Origin of the sequence: Actinoplanes sp. NPDC048967, assembly GCF_040649415.1 — a bacterium.
GTDB lineage: Bacteria > Actinomycetota > Actinomycetes > Mycobacteriales > Micromonosporaceae > Actinoplanes.
In genome coordinates, this window is record NZ_JBEZFL010000001.1 from 1091134 (window position 1) to 1114545 (window position 23412).

General features: G+C 70.8%; 19 protein-coding genes. 9 read left to right on the forward strand and 10 right to left on the reverse strand.

The annotated features are described in order from the left end of the window. Positions 1-13 precede the first annotated feature (13 nt). A complete protein-coding gene (locus AB0C12_RS05105; protein ID WP_360544293.1) occupies positions 14-1390 on the reverse strand; it encodes a PLP-dependent aminotransferase family protein in 1377 nt (458 codons plus the stop codon). Between the two features lie 193 nt (positions 1391-1583). Between AB0C12_RS05105 and AB0C12_RS05110 the strand changes: the two genes are divergently transcribed. From AB0C12_RS05110 to AB0C12_RS05145, 8 genes are read left to right on the forward strand one after another with little or no spacing between them, the layout of a single operon-like run. After that, complete coding sequence (locus AB0C12_RS05110; protein ID WP_360544295.1) at positions 1584-2423, forward strand: nitrilase-related carbon-nitrogen hydrolase; 840 nt, start codon at positions 1584-1586, stop codon at positions 2421-2423. After that, positions 2420-3820: a dihydropyrimidinase gene (gene hydA / locus AB0C12_RS05115; RefSeq protein ID WP_360544297.1), complete on the forward strand. Its 1401-nt coding sequence runs from the start codon at positions 2420-2422 to the stop codon at positions 3818-3820. The genes AB0C12_RS05110 and hydA overlap by 4 nt, the downstream gene beginning before the upstream one ends. An 8-nt stretch (positions 3821-3828) precedes the next feature. Next, positions 3829-5313 carry a CoA-acylating methylmalonate-semialdehyde dehydrogenase gene (locus AB0C12_RS05120; RefSeq protein ID WP_360544299.1) on the forward strand — a complete coding sequence of 495 codons (1485 nt, stop codon included), beginning with the start codon at positions 3829-3831 and terminating at the stop codon, positions 5311-5313. 2 nt (positions 5314-5315) lie between these two features. Then, positions 5316-6311 (forward strand): TIGR03842 family LLM class F420-dependent oxidoreductase, encoded by a 996-nt coding sequence (locus tag AB0C12_RS05125; protein ID WP_360544301.1) that lies wholly within the window; start codon positions 5316-5318, stop codon positions 6309-6311. Next, positions 6308-7150 (forward strand): ABC transporter permease subunit, encoded by an 843-nt coding sequence (locus tag AB0C12_RS05130; protein ID WP_360544303.1) that lies wholly within the window; start codon positions 6308-6310, stop codon positions 7148-7150. The genes AB0C12_RS05125 and AB0C12_RS05130 overlap by 4 nt, the downstream gene beginning before the upstream one ends. Further along, a complete protein-coding gene (locus tag AB0C12_RS05135) occupies positions 7147-7992 on the forward strand; it encodes an ABC transporter ATP-binding protein (protein WP_360544305.1) in 846 nt (281 codons plus the stop codon). The genes AB0C12_RS05130 and AB0C12_RS05135 overlap by 4 nt, the downstream gene beginning before the upstream one ends. Further along, on the forward strand, positions 7989-8753 hold the full coding sequence (locus tag AB0C12_RS05140; protein WP_360544307.1) for an ABC transporter permease: 765 nt from the start codon (positions 7989-7991) through the stop codon (positions 8751-8753). Before AB0C12_RS05135 ends, AB0C12_RS05140 begins: the two co-directional genes overlap by 4 nt. 8 nt (positions 8754-8761) lie before the next feature. After that, a complete protein-coding gene (locus AB0C12_RS05145) occupies positions 8762-9898 on the forward strand; it encodes an ABC transporter substrate-binding protein (protein WP_360544309.1) in 1137 nt (378 codons plus the stop codon). Between the two features lie 57 nt (positions 9899-9955). Here AB0C12_RS05145 and AB0C12_RS05150 read toward each other — a convergent pair whose 3' ends face one another. The 4 genes from AB0C12_RS05150 to AB0C12_RS05165 form a co-directional block, all read right to left on the reverse strand. Then, on the reverse strand, positions 9956-10723 hold the full coding sequence (locus AB0C12_RS05150; RefSeq protein ID WP_360544311.1) for a hypothetical protein: 768 nt from the start codon (positions 10721-10723) through the stop codon (positions 9956-9958). Between the two features lie 94 nt (positions 10724-10817). Continuing rightward, positions 10818-12905 (reverse strand): PQQ-dependent sugar dehydrogenase, encoded by a 2088-nt coding sequence (locus tag AB0C12_RS05155; protein WP_360544313.1) that lies wholly within the window; start codon positions 12903-12905, stop codon positions 10818-10820. 12 nt (positions 12906-12917) lie between these two features. Continuing rightward, positions 12918-13838, reverse strand: coding sequence for a sugar phosphate isomerase/epimerase (locus AB0C12_RS05160; protein WP_360544315.1), 921 nt, complete (start codon positions 13836-13838; stop codon positions 12918-12920). A gap of 353 nt (positions 13839-14191) precedes the next feature. Next, entirely contained in the window at positions 14192-16495 is a 2304-nt protein-coding gene (locus AB0C12_RS05165; RefSeq protein WP_360544317.1) for an EAL domain-containing protein, read from the reverse strand. A 282-nt stretch (positions 16496-16777) separates the two neighbouring features. On the opposite strand from AB0C12_RS05165, the gene AB0C12_RS05170 reads away from it, so the two are divergent. Continuing rightward, positions 16778-17401: a hypothetical protein gene (locus tag AB0C12_RS05170; RefSeq protein ID WP_360544319.1), complete on the forward strand. Its 624-nt coding sequence runs from the start codon at positions 16778-16780 to the stop codon at positions 17399-17401. A 154-nt stretch (positions 17402-17555) separates the two neighbouring features. On the opposite strand, the gene AB0C12_RS05175 is transcribed toward AB0C12_RS05170, so the two are convergent. The 5 genes from AB0C12_RS05175 to mmsA form a co-directional block, all read right to left on the reverse strand. Further along, positions 17556-17957 (reverse strand): hypothetical protein, encoded by a 402-nt coding sequence (locus AB0C12_RS05175; RefSeq protein WP_360544321.1) that lies wholly within the window; start codon positions 17955-17957, stop codon positions 17556-17558. A gap of 42 nt (positions 17958-17999) precedes the next feature. After that, positions 18000-19196: an ROK family protein gene (locus AB0C12_RS05180; protein WP_360544946.1), complete on the reverse strand. Its 1197-nt coding sequence runs from the start codon at positions 19194-19196 to the stop codon at positions 18000-18002. 155 nt (positions 19197-19351) lie between these two features. Beyond that, on the reverse strand, positions 19352-20452 hold the full coding sequence (locus AB0C12_RS05185) for a sugar-binding protein (RefSeq protein WP_360544323.1): 1101 nt from the start codon (positions 20450-20452) through the stop codon (positions 19352-19354). Between the two features lie 55 nt (positions 20453-20507). Then, positions 20508-21803, reverse strand: coding sequence for a multiple monosaccharide ABC transporter permease (gene mmsB / locus AB0C12_RS05190; protein ID WP_360544325.1), 1296 nt, complete (start codon positions 21801-21803; stop codon positions 20508-20510). Then, a complete protein-coding gene (gene mmsA / locus AB0C12_RS05195; protein WP_360544327.1) occupies positions 21800-23347 on the reverse strand; it encodes a multiple monosaccharide ABC transporter ATP-binding protein in 1548 nt (515 codons plus the stop codon). Before mmsA ends, mmsB begins: the two co-directional genes overlap by 4 nt. Between the last annotated feature and the right edge of the window lie 65 nt (positions 23348-23412).

Genomic DNA, 23412 nt, shown 5'->3' on the forward strand with positions numbered 1-23412 from the left:
TCCTCCAAGGGAGTCAGCGCCAGCCCCGCGGGTGCGGGCGGGAACGGGGACCACTGCCGCGCGCGGACGCGCCGGCGGCGGAAGCGAGTGCGGCGGCCACGGCGTCGACGTCGTCGCGGATCAGGCCGACGGTGACCCGGACGTGCTCGGCGCCGGTGCCGGTGACCTCGAACGGCGCGCCGGGCGCCACCGCGATGCCGTGCGCCGCGAGCGCCAGCATGGCCATCTGCTGGTCGTCGACGGTGAGCCAGAGGTTGATGCCGTCCGCGGCCGTGGCGGTGGCACCGTGCCGGGCCAGCGCGGCGAGCATCGCGGCGCGGCGTTCGGCGTAGACCGTGCGGGCGGTGGCCACCTGGGCGGTGGCCTCGGCCGACGTGAGCAGGTCGAGCAGCACCGCCTGCAGCAGCCGGCTGGACCAGCCGGGGCCGAGCAGCCGGCGGTCGGCGACCGCCGTGATCACCGCCGCCGGGCCGCCCAGGGCGGCCAGGCGCAGATCCGGGCCGTGGCTCTTGGAGAAGCCTGCGATGTGCAGGGTGCGGTCCGGCAACCGGGTGCCCAGGCTGACCGGGGCCGCGGTGGCGATGTCCCCGGCGTGGTCGTCCTCGACGATCGTGACGTCCGGGTAGGCGGCCAGTACGTCGGCCAGCTCCGCCACCCGCCGCGCGGTCATGCTGACACCGGTCGGATTGTGCGCGCGCGGCTGCAGGAAGACCGCGACCGGCTCGTACGTCCGCAGCGCCTCCCCCAGCGCTTCCGCGGACATCCCGTGGTCGTCGACCGGTACCCCGACCACCGTCGCGCCGACCGCTTCGAGCAGGTCGAGCACGGGCGGGAAGGCCGGGTTCTCCACCACCACGTGGTCGCCGTAGCGGACCAGCGTGGCGGTGACCCGGTCCAGCGCGTCCAGGGCCCCGTCGACCACGGTCAGTTGCTCCACCGGGTACGGCCAGCGTTGCCGGAGGACCCTTTCCAGCGGCGGCAGCACCGGGTCCTCGAGGTAGCTGGTGGTGAGCCTCGCGTCGCCCACCCGGCGCAGCGCGTCGGCGAGGGAGGGCAGCAGGTCGTAGTCGGGCACGCCGGTGGAGAAGTCCCGGGCGGCGCCGGACACCAGGCCGCTGAGCTGGGCGTACCGCAGGCGCCGGCGGGGCAGGACGGGGGCGTTGACGAACGTGCCGGACCGGCCGCGGGTCTGGATGGCGCCGGCCCGGGAGAGGCTGCGCCAGGCCTCACTGACCGTGGTCGGGCTGACGCCGAGCTCTCGGGCGACGTCGCGCACGGTGGGCAGCCGCGCGCCGACCGGCAGGTCACCGGACGTGACGAGCCGGCTGACGGCCGCGGCGATCCCCCGGGCGCTGCGGTCGTCGACGGCGCCCACGATGGCGTTCAGCAAATTACTTCTCCGAAACATTTGGTTACAGCCAGGCAATTGTCCGCCCGCAGCTGTGTCATTAGTGTCCTCCTACATCGGCCCCTGGTGTCAAGCGATGAGCTGGGGACGGTGACAGCCGGTGGAGAGACGATCACAATGCTGGAGTGACCTACGCCACCGCACATCTCGTGACCCACAGAGAGGGGCTGCACCGATGAGCAACGTCATCCGGGCCGCCCTCGTCCAGACCAACTGGACGGGCGACAAGGAATCGATGATCAAGGCGCACGAGGACTACGCTCGCGACGCCGCCGCCCAGGGCGCCAAGGTGATCTGCTTCCAGGAGCTGTTCTACGGCCCTTATTTCTGCCAGGTGCAGGACAAGGCCTACTACGAGTACGCCGAGTCCGTCCCCGGCCCCACCACCGAACGCTTCCAGGCCCTGGCCGCCGAGCTCGGCATGGTGATGATCCTGCCGATGTACGAACAGGAGCAGCCCGGCGTCCTCTACAACACGGCGGCCGTGGTGGACGCCGACGGCTCGTACCTCGGCAAGTACCGCAAGCACCACATCCCGCAGGTCAACGGCTTCTGGGAGAAGTTCTACTTCCGGCCGGGCAACCTGGGCTACCCGGTGTTCGACACCGCGGTCGGCAAGGTCGGCGTCTACATCTGTTACGACCGGCACTTCCCCGAGGGCTGGCGGGCCCTGGGCCTGAACGGCGCGCAGATCGTCTTCAACCCGTCGGCGACCAGCCGGGGCCTGTCGTCGTACCTGTGGCAGCTGGAGCAGCCGGCCAGCGCGGTGGCCAACGAGTACTTCATCGGCGCGATCAACCGCACCGGCGTGGAGGAGCTCGGCGACAACGACTTCTACGGCCAGTCCTACTTCGTCGACCCGGAGGGCAAGTTCGTCGGCGCGGTCGGCGACACCCACAACCCCGAGCTGATCGTCCGCGACCTGGACATGGACCTGCTCACCACGGTCCGCGACCGCTGGCAGTTCTACCGCGACCGCCGCCCCGACAGCTACGACGGGCTGGTGGCACCGTGACCTACCTGATCAAAGGCGGCACGGTCGTCGGGCCGACCGGCGCGAGCCCCGCGGACGTGCTCGTCGACGGGGAGACCATCGCCGCCGTGTTCGCGCCGGGTCGCGGTCCGGCCGACGTCGAGACCGTCGACGCCACCGGCAAGTACGTCATCCCGGGCGCGGTGGACGCGCACACCCACATGGAGCTGCCGTTCGGCGGTACGCACGCCAGCGACACCTTCGACACCGGCACCCGGGCGGCGGCCTTCGGCGGCGTCACCACGATCATCGACTTCGCGGTGCAGCGTTACGGCGAGGTCGTGCAGGACGGGCTGGCCGCCTGGCACGCCAAGGCCGAGGGCAACTGCCACATCGACTACGGCTTCCACATGATCCTGGGCGGCGTCACCGACGACGCGCTCAAGGCCATGGACCAGCTCGTCACCGACGAGGGCATCTCCAGCTTCAAGCTGTTCATGGCCTACCCGGGGGTGTTCTACAGCGACGACGGGCAGATCCTGCGGGCGATGCAGAAGGCCCGCGACAACGGCGCCATGATCATGATGCACGCGGAGAACGGGCCGGCCATCGACGTGCTGGTCAAGCAGGCCCTGGAGCGCGGCGAGACCGACCCGGTCCACCACGGCCTGACCCGTCCGCAGGAGCTGGAGGCCGAGGCCACCAGCCGGGCGATCTGGCTGGCCAGTGTGGCCGCGGACTGCCCGCTGTACATCGTGCACCTGTCCGCGTCCAAAGCGCTCGAACAGGTCGCGGCGGCCCGGGACCAGGGCCGCAACGTCTTCGCCGAGACCTGCCCGCAGTACCTGTACCTGACGCTGGAGGACCAGTTGGGCGCGCCGGGCTTCGAGGGCGCCAAGTGGGTCTGCTCGACGCCGTTGCGCAGCAAGCACGAGAGCCACCGGGCCGACCTGTGGCGCGGCCTGCGCACCAACGACCTGGCCGTGGTCTCCACCGACCACTGCCCGTTCTGCATGAAGGACCAGAAGGAGCTGGGCCTGGGCGACTTCTCCAAGATCCCCAACGGGATCGGCAGCGTCGAGCACCGCGTCGACCTGCTCTACCAAGGTGTGGTCGACGGCAAGCTGTCGCTGGCCCGCTGGGTGGAGACGATCGCCACGACCCCGGCCCGGATGTTCGGCATGTACCCGCGCAAGGGCGTCATCGCCCCCGGCTCGGACGCCGACATCGTGCTCTACGACCCGGCCGGCCGGACCCGGATCAGCGCGGCCACCCACCACATGAACATGGACCACTCGGCCTGGGAGGGCTGGGAGATCGACGGCAAGGTCGACACCGTCATCTCCCGCGGCACCGTCGTCGTGCGCGGCGGCGAATACCTGGGCCGCAAGGGCCATGGCCGATACGTCCGCCGGGGACTCTCGGACTACCTGGTCTAGGAGGCCACATGCGCGAGATCAGACACTGGATCGACGGCGCCGCCGTCGCGGGCACCAGCGGCCGGCAGCTGCCGGTCTGGGACCCGGCCACCGGCGAGCAGCAGGCGTACGTCGTCGCGGCGACCGCAGCCGAGACCGCGCACGCGGTGGCCGCCGCCAAGGCCGCCTTCCCGTCCTGGCGGGCGGCGTCGCTGTCCCGCCGGGCCGAGGTCATGTTCCGCTTCCGCGAGCTGGTCGACGCGAACCGCAAGGAGATCGCGTCGCTGGTGAGCCAGGAGCACGGCAAGACCGTGGCCGACGCGGGCGGCGAGCTGGCCCGCGGGCTGGAGAACATCGAGTTCGCCGCGGGCGCGCCGCACCTGCTCAAGGGCGGCTACAGCGAGCAGGCCTCGACCGGGGTGGACGTCTATTCGATCCGGCAGCCGCTCGGGGTGGTCGCCGGCATCACGCCGTTCAACTTCCCGGCCATGGTGCCGATGTGGATGTTCTGCAACGCCCTGGTCTGCGGCAACACCTTCGTGCTCAAGCCCAGCGAGAAGGACCCGTCGGTCTCGCTGCTGCTGGCCGATCTGCTGCGCCAGGCCGGGCTGCCGGACGGTGCGTTCAACGTCGTGCAGGGTGACCGGGAGGCCGTCGAGACGCTGATCGACCATCCGGACGTGCAGGCGCTGTCGTTCGTCGGCTCCACCCCGATCGCTCGCCACATCTATCAGACCGCGTCCGGAAAAGGTAAGCGGGTGCAGGCGCTCGGCGGCGCGAAGAACCACATGGTCGTGCTGCCGGACGCCGACGTCGGCGCGGCCGCGGACGCCGCGGTCAGCGCCGGGTACGGCTCGGCCGGCGAGCGCTGCATGGCGGTCTCGGTCGTGGTGGCGGTCGGCGCCGTCGGGGACCCGCTGGTCGCCGCGATCAAGGACCGGATCGCTCGGATCGCGGTCGGCCCGGCCAGTGATCCAGCCGCCGAGATGGGTCCGCTGATCAGCCGCGAGCACCGCGACAAGGTGGCCGGGTATCTGGCCGGCGCCGGCGGTGCCGAGGTGGTCGTCGACGGACGGGACGCGCCGATCAGCGAAAGCCCGGGGTTCTTCCTGGGCGCGTCGCTGGTCGACAAGGTGCCGACCGACTCGCCGCTCTACACCGACGAGATCTTCGGCCCGGTGCTGTCGGTGGTCCGGACCGACACCTACGAGCAGGCGCTCGAGCTGGTCAACAAAAACGAGTACGGCAACGGCACGGCGATCTTCACCCGCGACGGCGGGGCGGCGCGCCGGTTCCAGTACGACGTCAACTGCGGCATGGTCGGCGTCAACGTGCCGGTGCCCGTACCGGTGGCCTATTACAGCTTCGGCGGCTGGAAGTCCTCGCTCTTCGGCGACCTGCACATGTACGGCCCCGAGGGCCTCCAGTTCTACACCCGCAGCAAGGTGGTCACCGCGCGCTGGCCCGACCCCGCCTCGTCCACGGTCGACCTGGGCTTCCCGGAGGTGCGGTGAGCATGGACATCGGCGTCGTCCTGCAGTGCGACCCACCCGCCCTGGAGGTGGTGGAGTGGGCCAAGAAGGCGGAGGAGCTGGGCTACAGCCACGTGTGGACGTTCGACTCGCACGTGCTGTGGCAGGAGCCGTTCGTCATCTACAGCAAGATCCTGGCCGACACCGAGCGGGTGGTCGTCGGCCCGATGGTGACCAACCCGGGCACCCGGGACTGGACCGTGATCGCGTCCCAGTTCGCCACCCTCAACGAGATGTACGGCAACCGCACCATCTGCGGGATCGGCCGCGGCGACTCGGCCCTGCGGGTGCTGGGCCGGCAACCGAACTCGCTGGCCCAGCTGCGCGAGAGCATCGGGGTGATCCGCGGCCTGGCCAGCGGGGAGACGGTGTCGCTGCGCGGTCAGGAGCTGCGGTTCGCCTGGGCCCCCGACAGCCGGCTGGACGTGTGGGTGGCCGCGTACGGGCCCAAGGCCCTGGCCCTGACCGGTGAGGTGGGTGACGGCTACATCCTGCAGCTCGCCGACCCGGACATCGCGGCCTGGATGATCAAGGCGGTCCGGGCCGCCGCGGAGCGGGCCGGCCGCGACCCGGCGGCCGTCAAGTTCTGCGTCGCCGCGCCCGCCTACGTCGGTGACGACCTGGCCCACCAGCGGGACCAGACCCGCTGGTTCGGCGGCATGGTCGGCAACCACGTCGCCGACATCGTCGCCCGCTACGGCGCCGACGGCGCGGTGCCGCAGGTGCTGACCGACTACATCAAGGGCCGGCAGGGCTACGACTACGCCGAGCACGGCCGGGCCGGCAACTCGCACACCTCGTTCGTGCCGGACGAGGTGGTGGACCGGTTCTGTGTGCTGGGCCCGGTCGAGGCGCACCGGCAACGCCTGGAGGAGCTGCGGGCCATCGGCGTCGACCAGTTCGCCCTCTACCTGCAGCACGACGACAAAGAGGCGACCCTGCGGGCGTACGGCGAGAAGATCATCCCGGAGGTCGCGTGAGACGTGTGCTCAGCGCCGGCGCCGGCCTGGTGGTGCTCATCGCCCTCTGGGAGGGCTACAAGGCGGTCGGGAACCCGGACGGGACCGTGCTGTTCGGCGTCCGGATCCTGCCCCGGGCCGATGACCTGTCGATGCCGCACGTGTGGGAGATGCTCAGCCGGCTCGGCCGTCCGGAACTCACCGGCGGCCGGCCGGTCTGGCAGGCGGTGCTCAGCGCCAGTGTCTTCACGCTGGGGATCACCACGGTCGGCTTCGCGGCCGGCGCGGTGATCGGCCTGCTGCTGGCGGTGGCCATGCAGCGCTTCCGGATCGTCGAGCGGGGCCTGCTGCCGTACGTGATCCTGTCGCAGACCGTGCCGCTGGTCGCGCTCGCGCCGCTCATCGCCGGCTGGGGCGGCACGGTCTGGCCGGAGTGGATGACAGTCGCGGTGATCGCGGCGTACCTGGCCTTCTTCCCGGTCGCCGTGGGCATGCTGCGTGGTCTGCAGTCACCGCAGGCGGCCGGGGTCGAGCTGATGCGCAGCTACGCCGCCGGGTGGTGGCGCACGCTGGTCAAGCTGCGCCTGCCGGCCGCACTGCCGTACCTCTTCCCGGCGCTGCGGCTGGCCGGCGCGGCCGCCGTCGTGGGCGCGGTGGTCGGCGAGATCTCCACCGGTACGCGCGGCGGCGTCGGCCGGCTCATCATCGAGTACTCCCGGGAGGCCACCAGTGATCCCGCGAAGGTCTACACCGCCATGCTCGGCGCGGCCCTGCTCGGGCTCGTCGTCGCCGCCCTGGTCAGCCTGCTGGAACTGCCGCTGATGCGGCACCGACGACGCGTCTCGGTGGTGACGATGTGACCGCAGTGTCCCTCTCCGGAGTCTCCAAGGTCTTCAACCAGGGCCGGCCCGACGAGGTCACCGCCCTGACCGGCATCGACCTGGCCATCCCGGCCGGGCAGTTCGTCTCCCTGATCGGGCCGTCCGGGTGCGGCAAGAGCACCCTGCTGCGGCTGATCGCCGACCTGATCCCGGCGACGACCGGGACGGTCGAGGTGGCCGGCAAACCGGCCGCCCGGGCCCGGCTGGACCAGGAGTACGGCATCGCGTTCCAGCAGGCCGGCCTCTTCGAATGGCGCACCGTGCAGCGCAACGTGGAGCTGCCGCTGGAGTTGCGGGGCGCCTCCCGGGCCGAGCGCAGGGCCCGGGCCACGGAGATGCTGGCACTGGTCGGGCTGGCCGACTTCGCCGGGCACTATCCGGCTCAGCTGTCCGGCGGCATGCAGCAGCGCGTCGCGATCGCCCGCGCCCTGGCCGTGCACCCGCCGCTGCTGCTGATGGACGAGCCGTTCGGCGCGCTCGACGAGATGACCCGCGAGCGGTTGCAGTCGGAGCTGCTGGCGATCTGCGCGCAGACCGGCACCAGCACGGTCTTCGTCACGCACTCCATCTCGGAGGCGGTGTTCCTGTCCGACCGGGTCGTGGTGATGTCACCGCGGCCGGGCCGGATCACCGCGACGATCGACGTCGAGCTGGGCACCCGCGACGACGCGGCCCGGCAGTCCCCGGCGTACTTCGCGGCGATCACCTCGGTCCGCCGCGCCTTGCGGGGCACGGGGACGGTGCCGGGATCTGTGGGGGCGGAGGGCGCCGGTGCGGTTGTGGCGCCGTCGCCCCGTACCTCCGAAGCGACCGCGCCGTGAATCTCCTGCGCCGCGTCGCCCCGCCGGTCCTGCTCGGGATCCTGGCGCTGGTGGCGTGGGAGCTGACCGTCACGTTCGGGCGGATCGCGCCGTTCATCCTCCCGGCGCCGTCGGCGATCTGGCACGAGCTGGTCGTGCAGCGCCAGAACGTGTGGGAGGCCGGGCTGGCCAGCGGGCTCAACGCGCTCGTCGGGCTGGCCTGGGGCACGGTCGCCGGGGTGCTCGCCGCGATGGCGGCCAGCCGGTTCCGGATCCTCTCCGAGGTCTCCGTCCCGCTCGCGGCGGTGCTCAACGCGCTGCCGATCATCGCGCTGGCCCCGATCCTCAACAACATGTTCGAGTCGACCTCGAGTGTGCCGCGCCGGCTGGTCGCCGGGATCATCGTGTTCTTCCCGGTCTTCATCAACACACTGCGCGGCCTGCGCGAGGTCGACCCGACCCAGCGGGAGCTGATGACCAGCTACGCCGCCGGCGGCTGGACCTTCACCCGGCTGGTCCGGCTGCCCGGCGCGCTGCCCTTCGTCTTCACCGGTCTGCGACAGGCGTCGTCGCTGGCCGTCATCGCCGCGGTCGTCGCCGAGTACTTCGGCGGGCTGCAGGACGGGCTCGGCGCGCGGATCACCTCCGCCGCCGCGTTCACCGCGTACCCCCGGGCCTGGGCCTTCGTGGTCGGCGCCTGCCTGCTCGGCTTGTTCTTCTACCTGGCCACGCTCCTGCTGGAGCGGATCGCGATGCCCTGGAAAACCCGCCTCATCTCCTAGGAGTTCGTGTGCGTCGTCCCTTGTTCGCCACCCTCATCGCCGCCGTGCTCACGCTGAGCGCCTGCGGCACCGCCGACACCCCCACGACGACGACCCCGGGCGCCAGCGGCGGCGCCCCGACCCCGATCAAATTGCAGCTGCAGTGGTTCTACCAGGCCCAGTTCGCCGGCTACATCGCCGCCGTGGACCAGGGCTTCTACAAGGAGCAGGGCCTCGACGTGCAACTGCTCGAAGGCGGCGTCGACATCGTGCCGCAGACCGTGCTGGCCCAGGGCAAGGCCGACTACGCGGTGGCCTGGGTCCCCAAGGCGCTGGCGTCGCGCGAGCAGGGCGCCGGCATCACCGACGTCGGGCAGATCTTCGCCCGCTCCGGCACGTACCAGGTGGCCTGGAAGGACAGCGGCATCACCAAGGCCGCCGACCTCAAGGGCAGGAAGGTCGGCAACTGGGGCTTCGGCAACGAGTTCGAGCTGTTCGCCGGCATGACCAAGGCCGGGCTCGACCCGGGCCAGGACGTCACCCTGGTGCAGCAGCAGTTCGACATGCAGGCGCTGCTCAAGAAGGAGATCGACGCCGCCCAGGCGATGAGCTACAACGAGTACGCCCAGCTGCTGGAGGCGACGAACCCGGCGACCGGCAAGCTCTACACGCCGGAGGACTTCGCCATCATCGACTGGAAGACCGAAGGCTCGTCGATGCTGCAGGACGCGGTGTGGGCCAACACGGAGAAGCTCAACGACCCGGCGTACCAGCAGCAGACGGTGAAGTTCCTGGCTGGCACGATCAAAGGCTGGGCGTACTGCCGCGACAACGCCGAGAAGTGCCGCGACCTGGTGGTGGCCAAGGGCTCCAAGCTCGGCAAGAGCCACCAGCTCTGGCAGATGAACGAGGTGAACAAGCTGGTCTGGCCGGCGACCGGTGGGGTCGGCACGATCAACGAGGCCGACTGGAAGCGGACGGTCGACCTGTCCCTGACCACGAAGAACCAGACCGGCGACACGGTGCTGACCAAGCAGCCGGAGGGCCTGGCGTTCACCAACGACTACATCAAGCAGGCCCAGGACCAGGCCAAGGCGGCCGGCGTGGACATCAACGGGGCGGGCTTCCAGCCGCAGACGGTGACCCTGACGGCCGGCGGCGCGTAGTCGCTGTCACTCTCCCCCGGGCCCGGTCGTCACCCGACGGCCGGGCCCTTTCACGCTCTACTGCGTGCTCAGCCGGGCCGCGAACGCCACCGCCGCGATGTCGCCCTCGCGCAGGCGTTCGGCCGCGTCGGCCTCGCCCAGGGTGATCAGGCGGTGGGCCGCCGTGCTGATCAGGGCCTCGTTGCCGCCCAGCAGTTTGCGGGCCAGGTTCGCCTGCAGCGGGGTCAGTTCCGCGTACGCGCACTTGTCCAGCGCCGCGATGGTCTCCTCGTCGAGGGTGCCGGCCAGGGCCCGTTCCGTGACGATGCGCAGCAGCCAGGACGGCCACCAGCTGTACTTGCCGAGCAGGTGGCCCGAGCGGATCGCCTCGCGCGGGGTCTGGCCGGCCTCCAGCAGGCGCAGAGCCATCGGGATGTCGAAGCGTTCCAGGCGCAGCGCCGTGACGAACAGGCGGTACAGCTTCTTCTCGTCCACCAGGGCCTCGGCCGCGGCGGCCGCTGCCGCGTACTCGCCGCGCAGGGCCAGGTCGACGATCGCCGCCTCTTCCGTGGCGATCGCGGCTCCGGTGGCGCGTTCCCGGATCCGGTCCAGGGTGCGCGACAGCCGCTCGGCGGCCTCACGGCCGTGCTCGGCGCGTTCGGCGCTCGCCGGCCGCTCCAGCTGGCGGACCACCGCGTCCGCGGCGATCTTGACCTCGCGGCGCAGCAGCGGAGCCTTGATGTACGGGCCGACCAGGTCGCTGAGCCCCTCGACCAGGTAGGCGGCGTCGAAACGGTCGGACGCTTCGAGGAACTGCGCCCACCATTGCTCCAGGTGCACCCCCACGCCTACCAGGGTGACGCAATCGGGGCCGTGATGCGGGCGGAACGGCCGAGGTCACCGCCGTGGGTGACGGCGGTGACCTCGGTCGCTTGTTACCTCAGCTCTCCGTCGGGTCCAGGACGACCTCGTCGGTCCCGGTCTGCGGCGGGGTGCCGGAGTCCGTGTACGACGCCACGAACACCGCGTTCAGGTTCTCCGCCCCGGCGTGACCCGGGTCGAGGAACGTCTGGATCGAGCCGCTGCACCCGGTGGCCGTGGACAGCGGGTGACCGTGCTGGTCGTGACCCAGGATGAAGGTCACGGTGACCTTCGAGCAGTCGACCGGCTGGTCGTCCACCACGGTGACCTGGAAGCTCACCGTGTCACCGAAGGCGAACGGCTGGTCCGGGTTCGGCGTGGTGGTCAGGGTGACCTGCGGGGCTGCCGTGCCCACCGGGAGCAGCACCTCCGCGGACGCCCAGCGGCCGGTCGGGTCGGTCACCTTCAGTGTCGGCCGGTAGTTGCCGTTCTCGGTGAACGTGTAGACCGCGTTCGGGGCCCGGGAGTCGACGATGCCGTCGGCGTTGAAGTCCCAGGCGTAGCGCAGGCTGTCGCCGTCGGGATCGGTGGTGCCGGCGCTGGAGAAGGTCACCGTCAGCGGCGCCTCACCCCGGGTCGGCGTGGCCGTGATCTTCGGCAGCGGGGTGCGGTTGCCGCGGACGTAGTCGATGCGGGCCAGCTGCGCCTCCGGGTTCTCGGAGAAGTAGCCGTCGCCGTACTCGAGCACGTACAGCGAGCCGTCGGGGCCGAACTCCAGGTCCATCGGGTTGTCGAAGATGACCGACGGCAGCACCTCACGGATCGCGGTGACCTCGTTGTCCGCGCCGAGCGTGAACTCCTGCACGTAGTCGCGGGTCCACTCGTAGAACAGCGGCTTGCCGTCGTAGTACTTCGGCCACTTGGTCGCCGACTTGTTCTTGGCGTCGAAGTCGTACGCCGGGCCGCCCATCGGGCCGATGCCGCCCGTGCCCAGCTCCGGGAACTCCGTCGAGGCCGCGTACGTGTAGATGACTTCCGCCTTCTGCACCGGCGGCAGCTTGCGCTTACCGGTGTTGTTGGGCGAGTCGTTGACCGGCGCGGCGCAGTTGAACGGCTGGCCGGAGGTCCGGGTGGCGAAGTCGAAGTCGACGTACGGCATGTCGGGCGCGACGCAGTACGGCCACCCGTAGTTGGCGGGCTTGTCGATGGCCATCCAGCGGCCGTGCCCGGCCGGGCCGCGCGCCGGGTTGGGGCTGTTCGCGTCCGGCGAGTAGTCACCGACGTACGCGACGTCGGTCTTCTTGTCGACCGCGAAGCGGAACGGGTTGCGCAGACCCATCGCGTAGATCTCCGGGCGGGTGTACGCGGTGCCCGGCTTGAACAGGTTGCCCTTCGGGATGGTGTAGCTGCCGTTGGCGCCGACCTTGATCCGCAGCAGCTTGCCCCGCAGGTCGTTGGTGTTGCCGGCGGTGCGCTGGGCGTCGAAGGCCGGGTTGCGGTCGGCCCGCTCGTCGATCGGCGTGTAGCCGTCGGAGGCGAACGGGTTGGTGTCGTCACCCGTGGACAGGTACAGGTTGCCCTTGCTGTCGAAGTCGATCTTGCCGCCGACGTGGCAGCAGATGCCCCGGTCGGTGCCGACCTCCATGATCTTCTGCTCGCTGGCCAGCGCCAGCGTGTTGCCATTGAGCTTGAACCGCGACAGCCGCATCACGCCCTTGTACGGGGCGAAGTCGGCGGCGGTGCCGTTCTCCGGCGCGTCACCCTCGTTGACCGCGGGGGTCGCCGGGTTGTCCGACGGGGTGTTCAGCGGCGGCGAGTAGTAGATGTAGACCCACTTGTTCTGCTTGAAGTTCGGGTCGATCGCGACGCCCTGCACACCCTCCTCGTCGTGCTGGTAGACGGGGATCTTGGCGGCCAGGATGTTGCGCCCGCTCTTGGGGTCGTTGATGCGTACCTCACCGGTGCGCGCGGTGTGCAGCACCCGGCGGTCCGGCAGCACGGCCAGCGCGATCGGCTCGCCCGGGAAGTCGTCCAGGGTGACCTTCTGGAAGTTCGCGTCGGCCGGCGGCTCGGCCGGCGCCTTCGCGGCGGCCGGCCCGGTCGGGACGGTCAGGGCCGTGGTGAGCAGAGCCAGCACCGGTACGGCGGTCAGCAATCGCTTCTTCATAGGGCAGTCCCCTCAGAACCGGAGGTTGTCGAGGTAACGGAAGCCGACCTCGGCGGTGGTCAGCGCGTCGGCGGGGGTGCGCGGCGGGGTGCCGGCGTCGTCTCGTTCCACGATGTACTCGACCAGGCCCGCCTCGCGGGAGTGCTCGAAGATGCGGCCGAAGTCGATCAGGCCGGTGCCGGGGTCGGCGAAGCTGCTGGACACCGCCATGTCCTTGACGTGCACCTGGCGGATCCGCCCCCGGTTCTCGTGGATCAGGTCCACCGGGTCGTTGGCACCCCGGAAGGCCCAGTACAAGTCGACCTCGAAGTGCACCAGCCCGGGATCGGTCTCGCGGGTCAGGATGTCGAAGCCGGTGCGCTTGCCGCCGTCCTGGGGCAGGAACTCGTTGTGGTGGTTGTGGTAGCCGAAGCTGAGCCCGGCCTTGCGGGCCAGCGCACCGGCCTTGTTCAGGTCCTTGGCGAAGGCTTTGTAGACGGAGCCGTCGCGGATCGGGCCGTTGGCGTCGGTGCCGAAGTACGGGTGCACGATGTACTTGTTGCCGACGATCTGGGCGTCCTCGAGCGCGGCCTGCCAGGTCGAGGCGTTGAACGGTTGCGGGATGCCGACGTGCCCGGAGGTGGCGCGCAGCCCGGCGGCGTCCAGGGCGGCGCGGAACTGGGCGGCCGTGCGGCCGACGAAGCCGGCGTGCTCGACCCGGGTGTAGCCGATCTCGGCCAGTTCGGCCAGGCTCTCGTCCAGGTCGATGGTGAGCTGGTCGCGCAGGGTGTAGAGCTGCACGCTGATCTTGTCGCGCGGCACCCGGGCGAGCCGGCGGCCGCCCTTGGACGCCTCGGCCGGTGAGGCCAGGACGGCGGAGCTGCCGACCACGGCGGCACCGGCCGCGGCGGCGCCCAGAAGATGACGGCGGCTGACGGTGGACTCGTTCTGCATCGCTTGCACTGCCTCCCGGTAGGTGGTGCGGGAATGACGTGGGCGCACGGCATCGGCCGCTCGGGCGGCGGCTCTCGGGGAGCCCTGCGCCACGTCGGAGCACTTTTGTTGCATCGAAGTCGTTCGCTTGCTGATGTTAATGGTTTGTTTCGCTCAAGTGGCGAAAAGAATCTTCGAAATATGCAAAAGTTTTACGGCCACAAGCGATAAGCCCGCGCCAAAGCCGTGGATCAGACGATGTGGACAGGCCGGACATCGCCCGTTCCGAAGGGCTTCGCCCAGCTCACCGGTGGTTGTGGACGGTCACATCTCTCACCGTGCCCGGCGGGGCTGTCCGGGACAAGCGGTATACGTCAAGCCGTGACGGCGCGACGCTGGGCCGCGAGCAGCCGGGTGAAGTCCTCGGCGGGCATCGGGCGGGCCAGGTGGTAGCCCTGGCCGAGGGTGTATCCCAGCAGGCGCAGCTGCTCGGCCTGGGCCTCGTTCTCGATGCCCTCGGCCACTGTGTCCAGGCCCAGCGCGTTCGCCAGCTGGATGACCGCGCGGGCGACCGCCTGGCGGGCGTCGCGGCCACCGGCCTCGGCGTCCTCGATCTCGATACCGTCCACGAAGGACTTGTCGAGCTTGACGATCGCCGCCGGGAACGAGCGCAGCAGGCTCAGCGACGACTCGCCGGTGCCGAAGTCGTCCAGGGCCAGCGCCACGCCGAGCCGGTCGAGCTCGTGCAGGGTGCGCGACACCTGGCTGCCGCGCAGCACCGCGGACTCGGTCAGCTCCAGCACCAGGCGGTCGGTGGGCAGTCCGGAATCGGCCAGCGCGGCCAGCACGTCGCTGACGAAGTCGGGATCGTGCAGCTGGCGGGCCGAGACGTTGACGCCCGGCTTCTGCAGCGCGTCCGGGCCGAACTCGGCCAGCCAGGCGGCCATCTGCCGGCACGTCTCGCGCAGCACGAACCGGCCCAGCTCGACGATCAGGCCGGTGCGCTCGGCGACCGGGATGAACTCGACCGGCGACACCGGGCCGCGCACCGGGTGGTCCCAGCGCACGAGCGCCTCGACCCCGACGATCTTGCCGTTGGCCAGCGCGACCACCGGCTGGTAGACCACCCGGAACTCACCCTCGTCCAGGCCCCGGCGCAGCTCGCCGCCGAGCTGGATGTGGGCCAGGATCGGCTCCTCCATGCCCGGCACGTAGCGCACGTAGCCGGCCTTGCCGTGGCCCTTGGCGGCGTACATGGCCACGTCGGCGTCGCGCAGCACGCTGTCCAGCGTCGCGCCCGGCGCCGCGGTCGCGATGCCGATGCTGGCCTGCACCAGCAGCCGGTGCTCGCTGATCGGCCGGGTCAGCGCGTCCAGCACCCGCTGGGCGACGGTCTCCCCCACCGTGGAGCCGCCGGTCAGCAGCACGGCGAACTCGTCGCCGCCGATGCGCACCGGCAGGCCGTCGGCCCCGCACTGCTCGCGCAGCACGTCGGCCACCGCGACCAGCAGGCGGTCACCGACGTCGTGGCCGAGCGAGTCGTTGACCGTCTTGAAATCGTCCAGGTCGACCAGCAGCACGGTGGCGGAGGCCCCGTTGACCAGCGCGGCGTGCAGCACGCCGCGGAACCGGGCCCGATTGGCCAGTCCGGTCAGGCTGTCGTGGCTGACCTCGTGCTGCAGCCGCACCTCCTGGCCACGGATGTCGCTGAGCAGCCGCTTGTTGTCCCGGAAGGCCACGAACTGCCGGGCCGTGACCAGGACGCTGACCAGCACGGCGGCGATCAGCGAGACCCGGCCGGGCCACTGCAGCGGCCCGGCGGCCACGGCGACCAGCGGCAGGTCCGCGGCCGCGATGGCCAGGTACGGCAGCAGCGGCGAGGACCGGCGGGACACCCGGCGACCGCCGAGCGTGGCCCGGGCCTGCGCGCGTACGGCCAGGGTGAGCAGCACCGGCGCGATGGGCAGCACCACGGCCTGCGACGGCACCCCACCGGCGTTGCCGAACGTGGTGGCCAGCACGGCCACCCCGGCGGCGGTCAGGCCCATGGCCGCGACCAGCCGCATCGCCGTCCGGTCGACCGGGCCGTCACCGAGGTACGACACCTTGGTGATGCCGCCGACGGTCAGCAGGAACGCCAGCCCCACCAGCGACAGAGTCTGCGGCGCCCAGCGCTCGGTGGCCGTCAGCATGGGGGCGAGCCCGAAGTGCCACAGCACCGTCGCGCAGCCCAGGAAGGCGACGAGCCGGTCCAGGTGCATGCGCCAGCGCTCGGCCGGATCCATCGCGCCCACCGGCACCCGGGCGACGGCCCACATGGCCAGCGCGAAGCCGAGCCCGACACAGCCGGCGGCGGACAGGGTCATGTCCGGCGGCATGTCGCCGACCGAGTAGAGGGCGGCGTTGACCGCCATCAGCACGTAACCGGCGGTCATGAACGAGGCGGCGATGAGCAGGGTGAGCCAGAAGCGGCTGGCTGTGCGGTCGCCGCGTACGGTGCGCCAGAGCTGGAACAGCCCGACCACCGCGAAGACACCGCCCAGCGGCACCGCCAGGTAGGCGATGGCGACGTGCCCGGCGCCGACGGTGCTGAACAGCAGGTACCACAGCCAGCTGGCGACGGCGAGGCTAGCGGTGATCCACACGTAGCGTGCGGGTGCGCGGGTGTCCTCGGCCATGCTGAAAGCATCGGCGCTGAACGGCTCGGATGTAGCAAAACCGGGCTGACCGGGAGCGCGCACAAGATCGCCGTGGTCCACCGGACCAGGCTGCCGTACGAACGGCCCGCGGGCCATCCGCGAAACGGACCATCGCCCCGGACCGGCCCTGAGCACCACGGCGGGACCGGATCGGCCGAAAGACAGAGAGCCGGCCAGGGGATCAGTCCCCGGCCAGATGTGCGCCGGGGTGGGCCGCCGCGATGCTGGCTGCACTGTCGCACTCTGCTCAGGGGGATCCGGATGACGTCCGTACCGCACCACTACGACACCACGCCGCTGGCGCACACGGACGTCCTCGTCCTGGACTACCTGGCCGCGCTCTGGGGCGCCAGCGACGATCTCGCCCCCGAGCTGCGTGACGAGCTGATGACCACCGTCGCGGACTACATCGCGATGCGGCGTACCTCGGTGGCCGACCCGCTGGAGGACCCGCGGCACATCCTGCACCGGCTGGGCCCGCCGGAGGCGCTCGCGGCGGCGGCCCGCCGTGGCCGGATGCCGGCCCACCTGCGCCGGCCGGTCATGCCCGCCCCGCTGCCGCCACCGGCCGCGACCCCCTCGGCGGGACCCGAGTACGCGGGGATCGCCCTGCTCACCGCCGGCTCGGTGGTGCTGCCGGTGATCAGTCCGCTGGCCGGGCTGATGCTGGTGTCCGGCTCGCCGCGGTGGAGCCCGGCGCAGAAGACCGCCGCCTGGGTGCTGGCCGGGCTGCCGGTGCTGCTCGGCTTCGTGCTGGTGATCGGGGCGGCCGCCTTCGGCGGGGGTGAGGCGGCGGTGCTGCTGGCCTACCTGGGGATGGTCGCCGGCGCCATCATCGCCGGGCTGTCCCTGCTGCCGGGCCTGGCGGCACGCCGCCGGTACTAGAAAGCCGACGGGCCGTCGCTGCGGCCGGCCGGCGGCACGCCGCCGATACCAGAAAGCCGACGGGCTGTCGGTACTGCCCGGCTCGGCGGCACGCGGCCGGCGTCAGAAGTCGGCGGGCCGTCGCTGCGGCCGGCCCGGCGGCGCAGCGCCGTCGCTAGGACTCGGCGGGCTCGCGCAGGGCGGCGCGGGCCAGCACGGCCAGTGCCAGCGCGGAGTGGGCGGGGAGCAGCGCGACCATCGGGAACTCCCCGTCGAAGAGGAAACCCGCGGCCAGGGCGGCCACGATGCCGGCGGCGATCGACAGCGCCCCCGCGACGGCCGCCCGGGTCAGCCCGGTCGCGCCGCGCACGACGGCCACGAACCCGGCCAGCGCGGCGAGCAGGGCGAACAGCACCGCCACCCGGGTGGCCGGGATGCCGAAGACGGCGGCCCGGCCGACCTCCGGGATGCCGGAGCACAGCCCGGCGAGCAGCGGCAGCTCGACCAGCGGCGGCAGCAGCCAGGCCAGCGTGGCGACCCAGCGCAGAGTGGCAGCGCCAGCCGGTGTTTCCGTCATCCGCAGCCGCCTTCGTCGCCCGTTACCGTGCCCATTCTGCCGCTAGCCCGCATCCCCGGCACCCAGTGGGTCGGCCAGCAGCTGCTCGAAGGCGAGCTCGGCCGCGCCGATCAGGGCGGCGTCGCGGCCCAGGGTCGCGGCGCGCAGCTGCACGTGCTCGCGGGAGGCCGGCAGAGCCATCGCGTCCAGGCGGCGGCGGACCTCGCCGGCGCCGGCCGCGTACACCTCGCGCAGCGAGCCGCCGAAGACCACCAGGTCCGGGTTGACCACGTTGACCAGGTTGGCCACCCCGAAGCCGAGCCAGTCCGCGACCTGGCGGACCGCCGCGCGGGCCACGGGCTCACCGCCGGCCGCCGACCCCAGCACTTCGAGGACGGCAGCCCGGTCCCCCGCCCCGCGGCCGGCGTGGCGCAGCAGCGCGTTCTCCCCGATCTCGGTCTCCCAGCAGCCGCGTGACCCGCAGCCGCAGCGCAGGCCGTGCGGGTTGACCACCATGTGACCGACCTTGCCGCCGTGCCCGCGGTGGCCGGCGACGAGCCGGCCGCCGGTGATGATGCCGGCACTGATCCCGAGGTCGCCGTGCAGGTAGATCAGGTCGTTGATGCCCGCGGCCACGCCCCGGACGTGTTCGGCGAGCGCGGCGATGTCGGCCATGTCCCCGGTGACGAAGCCCGGTCCGGCCGGCAGCGCCTCGTCCAGGGCGGCACCGAGCCGCTCGTCGGTGGCGCCGATCCGGGTCCGGCCCTCGGCGTCGCGGCTCGTGTCGGCCACGGCGACGGCCCCGCCGATCGCGGGCAGGGCGTCGGGCGCGGCCGAGTCCCGCATGGCGCGGAGGAAGCCGGTCAGCGGCGCGACGGCGTCGAGCATCGGCATGCCGGGCGGGCGGGCGATCTCCCGCAGGTCGAGGATCCGGCCGCCGAGCCCGACGCGGGCCGCGCGCAGCCGGTCGGCCTCGATGCTGAGCGCGTACGTGTAGACGCGTCCCGAGCGGGGGCTCACGACCAGCGACGGCCGGCCGGCGCGGCGCGCGGCCGTGGGCGCCTCGGCCTCCTCGGTGACCAGGCCGGCCGCGGCCAGGTCGGCGGCGAGCGCGCCGATGGTGCTGCGGTTGAGCCCGAGCCGGCCGGTGAGCTCGGCCCGGGAGGTGGGGCCGTGCACGTGGACGAAGCGCAGCACCGCGCCGAGGTTCTGCCGGCGGATCTCCTCCTGGCTGGCCCCGGGCGCGGCCGGCAGCGGCAGCTCCGCGGGGCGCCCCGGGCCGGACGGCTTGGACCGTACGGGTGTCGCCACCGTCCCGCCTCCTCCCGATCGTCCGTTTTGTCGGTACCGCAGACGACGAAGGGTCCCCGGAGAAGGACTCCGGGGACCCAGCGCTGTCAGGTGCTACCCAGCCGTCACGCCTTGGTCAGCGGGGCGAGCTTCGGGTCGTTCGCGTACGCCTCGGCCGCGTTGGCCTTGGTCACGGCGACCGGCGGGAGCAGGAAGGTGTCGACGACCTTGCTGCCGTTGTTGTAGGACTTCTGGTCGTTGACCTGCGGGGTGTTGCCGGCCTGCAGGGCCTTGACCATGTTGATGGTCTCCTTGACCAGGTTGCGGGTGTCCTTGTTGATCGTCATGTACTGCTCGCCGGCCATGATCGACTTGATCGACTCGACCTCGGAGTCCTGACCGGTGACGACCGGGACCTTCTTGCCGGCACCCTTGATCGAGGTGATGATCGCGCGGGCCAGCGTGTCGTTCGGGGAGAGGACGCCGTCCAGCTCCTTGTTGCCGTAGGTCGAGGTCAGCAGCTGGTCCATGCGGGCCTGCGCACCCTCGGCCTTCCAGCCCTGGATGGCGGTCTGCTTGACGTCGGTCTGCTTCGACGCGACGACGACGTCGCCCTTGTCGATGGCCGGCTTGAGGACGTCCATCGCACCGTTGAAGAACACACCGGCGTTGTTGTCGTCCGGCGAGCCGGAGAACAGCTCGATGTTGTACGGGCCGGCCGGCTTCTTGGCCTTCATGCCGTCCAGCAGGGCCTGGCCCTGGAGCTGGCCGACCTTGAAGTTGTCGAACGCGACGTAGTAGTCGAGGTCCGGCGTGTTGGTGATCAGGCGGTCGTACGCGATGACCTTCGCGCCGGCCTGGTGCGCCGCGGCGACCTGGGTCGACAGCTGCGCGGCGTCGGTCGCGCCGATGACGATGACCTTGGCGCCCTTGGTCACCATGGCGGTGATCTGCGCCTGCTGGTCGGCGACCGTGGTGGACGCGCCGGCGTACTGCACGTCGCTCTGGAAGCCGGCCTCCTTCAGGCCGTTGGTGAACAGGTCACCGGCGAGAACCCAGTTCTCCGAGGTCTTGGCGGGCAGGGCCACACCGATGAGGGAGTTGGCCGCGAAGCCCTTGGCCGGGGCGTCCGAGCCGGACTCCTCGTCACGGCCGCCGCCGCAGGCCGTCAGGGCCAGCATCGAGATGGCGCCGACGGCCACCGTCTTGGCAAAAAATGTACGCATTGGGGGGAAGTGCCCTTCTTCAGAGGTGTTACGGGTGAGAGGGGTTCGGTGACCGTCAGCCGGCCACCGACGTCTTGGCGGGCTCGCGGCCCGCTTCCGACGGTGCCGGCGGGGCGGATGCCTCCCGGCGGAAGGGCCGCATGATGCTCCCGATGACCGAGAAGCGCCCCTGGCTCTTGTTGTAGACGTCCAGTGCGACCGCGAGCAGCAGCACCAGGCCCTTGATGATCTGGACCCGGTCGGTGCCGACGCCCTGCAGCTGGAGGCCGTTGTTGAGCACGGCCATGACCAGACCGCCCACGATGGAGCCGCTGATCGTGCCGATACCGCCGGCCACCGCCGCGCCACCGATGAAGACCGCGGCGATCGCGTCGAGTTCCCAGCCGTTGCCGTCCTGCGGGCCGGAGGCCGCCGAACGCGCCACGAAGATCATGCCGGCCAGCGAGGCCAGCACGGACATGTTCATCATGACGAAGAAGTTGACCCGCTTGAGCTTGACGCCGGACAGCTCGGCGGCGCGCGAGTTGCCACCGACCGCGTAGATGTGCCGGCCGCCGGCGGTGTTGCGGGTGTAGAACGAGTACAGGATGACCAGCGCGACCAGGATGATGCCGGAGACCGGGAAGCTGGTGCCGACCCGGCCGCTGGCGAAGCGCAGCGCCACGAAGGCGAGCACGCCGACCATGACGGCCATCCGCAGGATCGAGACCCACAGCGGGCCGGCGTCGGCGTCCATCTCGTGCCGGGTACGCCGGGCCTGCAGCTCCCGCCAGACCACCGCGAGGCAGGCCACCAGGCCCAGCAGCAGGGTCAGGTTGTTGTAGCCGGTGTTCGGCCCCACCTCGGGCAGGAAGCCCGAACCGATCACCCGGAAACCCTCGGGCACCGGGATCGTGTTGGCGTTGCCGATGAACTGGTTGCCACCGCGGAAGATCAGCATGCCGGCCAGCGTGACGATGAACGCGGGCACGCCGATGTAGGCGACCCAGAAGCCCTGCCAGGCCCCGATCGCCGCGCCGATGGCGAGGCCGAACAGGATGGCCAGCGGCCAGGGCAGGTCCCACTCCGTCATGGACTTGGCGACCAGGATGCCGGCGAACGCGGCGATCGAGCCGACCGACAGGTCGATGTGCCCGGCCACGATCACCATCAGCATGCCGATGGCCAGGATCAGGATGTAGGAGTTCTGCTGGAACAGGGCGATCAGGTTGTCCGACCGCAGTGTCAGCCCGTCCGTCAGGAACTGGAACAGCAGGACGATCGCCACCAGGGTGAAGATCATGCCGAACTGGCGGGCGTTGGAAGTGGTTCCTCCGAAGAGGTTCTTCTGAAGGTCCTTGAATCGGCTCATCGGGTCTGCATCTTCTTCGTCGAGGTCATCTGCTTCATGAGGGTCTCCGGGTCCGCATCCTGGCGGGCGATGTCGCCCGTGATCTGGCCTTCGAACACGGTGTAGATGCGGTCGCAGAGCCCGATCAGCTCGGGCAGCTCCGAGGAGATGACGATGACGCCCTTACCCTGGTCGGCGAGCCGCTGGATGATGCCGTAGATCTCGTACTTCGCGCCCACGTCGATGCCGCGGGTGGGCTCGTCGAGGATCAGCAGGTCGGGGTCCGTGAACATCCACTTCGCCAGGACGACCTTCTGCTGGTTGCCGCCGGAGAGCTTGGAGACACCCTCGTCCACCGAGGGGGCCTTGGTCCGCAGCTCCTTGCGGTAGGACTCGGCGGCCTTGTACTCGGCCACCTCGTCGAGGACACCGCGCTTGCTGATCTTGGAGAGCTTGGCCGCCACCGTCGACGTCTTGATGTCGTCGAGCAGGTTGAGGCCGATCGCCTTGCGGTCCTCGCTGACGTAGGCGAGCCCGTGGGCGATCGCGTCCGCCACCGACTTGAGGACGATCTCCTTGCCGTCCTTGATGATCGTGCCGGACTCCCAGACACCGTAGGAGCGGCCGAACACGCTCATCGCGAGCTCGGTGCGGCCGGCGCCCATCAGGCCGGCGAAGCCGACGATCTCGCCGCGGCGCACCACGAAGTTCTCGTTCTTGCAGACCTGGCGCTCGGCCGAGATCGGGTGCCGCACGTTCCAGTTGCGCACCTCGAAGAACACCTCGCCGATCTTCGGCGTGTGGTCCGGGAAGCGGCTGCTGAGCTCGCGGCCGACCATGCCCCGCACGATCCGGTCCTCGTCGACGCCGTCGGCCTTGACGTCCAGCGTCTCGACCGTACGGCCGTCGCGCAGGATGGTGATCTGGTCGGCGATGGCCTCGATCTCGTTGAGCTTGTGCGAGATCATGATCGAGGTGATGCCGCGCTCGCGGAAGCCGCGCAGCAGGTCCAGCAGGTGCCGGGAGTCCGCCTCGTTCAGCGCGGCCGTCGGCTCGTCGAGGATGAGCAGCTTGACGTCCTTGGCGAACGCCTTGGCGATCTCCACCAGCTGCTGCTTGCCGACGCCGATGTCCTTGATCAGGGTGTCCGGGTCCTCGCGCAGCCCGACCCGGGCCAGCAGCTCCCGGGCCTGGCGCTGGGCGGACTTCCAGTCGATCGCGCCGCGCTTGCGGGGCTCGTTGCCCAGGAAGATGTTCTCGGTGATGGAGAGCTCGGGAATGAGGGCGAGCTCCTGGTGGATGATCACGATGCCCGCGTGCTCGCTGGCCCGGATGTCCGAGAAACGGGTCTCTGTCCCTTGGTAAACGATGTCACCGTCGTACGAGCCGTACGGGTAGACCCCACTGAGCACCTTCATCAGCGTGGACTTGCCGGCACCGTTCTCGCCGCAGATGGCGTGGATCTCGCCGGCCCGCACCACCAGGTTGACGTCGGCGAGGGCCTTGACTCCGGGGAACTCCTTGGTGATGGAACGCATCTCCAGGAGGATCGGCGCGTCGCTCATCGCTCGCACCACCTCGCCAACGTCATGGATGCCTCCGGGAGGGGATCTGGCTTTCACAAGGTTTT

Excerpts from the sequence above, each read along its gene's own strand:
- AB0C12_RS05110 (WP_360544295.1), top strand. The coding sequence starts at position 1,584 with ATGAGCAACGTCATCCGGGCCGCCCTCGTCCAGACCAACTGGACGGGC.
- AB0C12_RS05120 (WP_360544299.1), top strand. The coding sequence starts at position 3,829 with ATGCGCGAGATCAGACACTGGATCGACGGCGCCGCCGTCGCGGGCACC.
- AB0C12_RS05125 (WP_360544301.1), top strand. The coding sequence starts at position 5,316 with ATGGACATCGGCGTCGTCCTGCAGTGCGACCCACCCGCCCTGGAGGTG.
- AB0C12_RS05155 (WP_360544313.1), bottom strand. The coding sequence starts at position 12,905 with ATGAAGAAGCGATTGCTGACCGCCGTACCGGTGCTGGCTCTGCTCACC.
- AB0C12_RS05160 (WP_360544315.1), bottom strand. The coding sequence starts at position 13,838 with ATGCAGAACGAGTCCACCGTCAGCCGCCGTCATCTTCTGGGCGCCGCC.
- AB0C12_RS05165 (WP_360544317.1), bottom strand. The coding sequence starts at position 16,495 with ATGGCCGAGGACACCCGCGCACCCGCACGCTACGTGTGGATCACCGCT.
- AB0C12_RS05170 (WP_360544319.1), top strand. The coding sequence starts at position 16,778 with ATGACGTCCGTACCGCACCACTACGACACCACGCCGCTGGCGCACACG.
- AB0C12_RS05175 (WP_360544321.1), bottom strand. The coding sequence starts at position 17,957 with ATGACGGAAACACCGGCTGGCGCTGCCACTCTGCGCTGGGTCGCCACG.
- AB0C12_RS05185 (WP_360544323.1), bottom strand. The coding sequence starts at position 20,452 with ATGCGTACATTTTTTGCCAAGACGGTGGCCGTCGGCGCCATCTCGATG.
- mmsB (WP_360544325.1), bottom strand. The coding sequence starts at position 21,803 with ATGAGCCGATTCAAGGACCTTCAGAAGAACCTCTTCGGAGGAACCACT.
- mmsA (WP_360544327.1), bottom strand. The coding sequence starts at position 23,347 with ATGAGCGACGCGCCGATCCTCCTGGAGATGCGTTCCATCACCAAGGAG.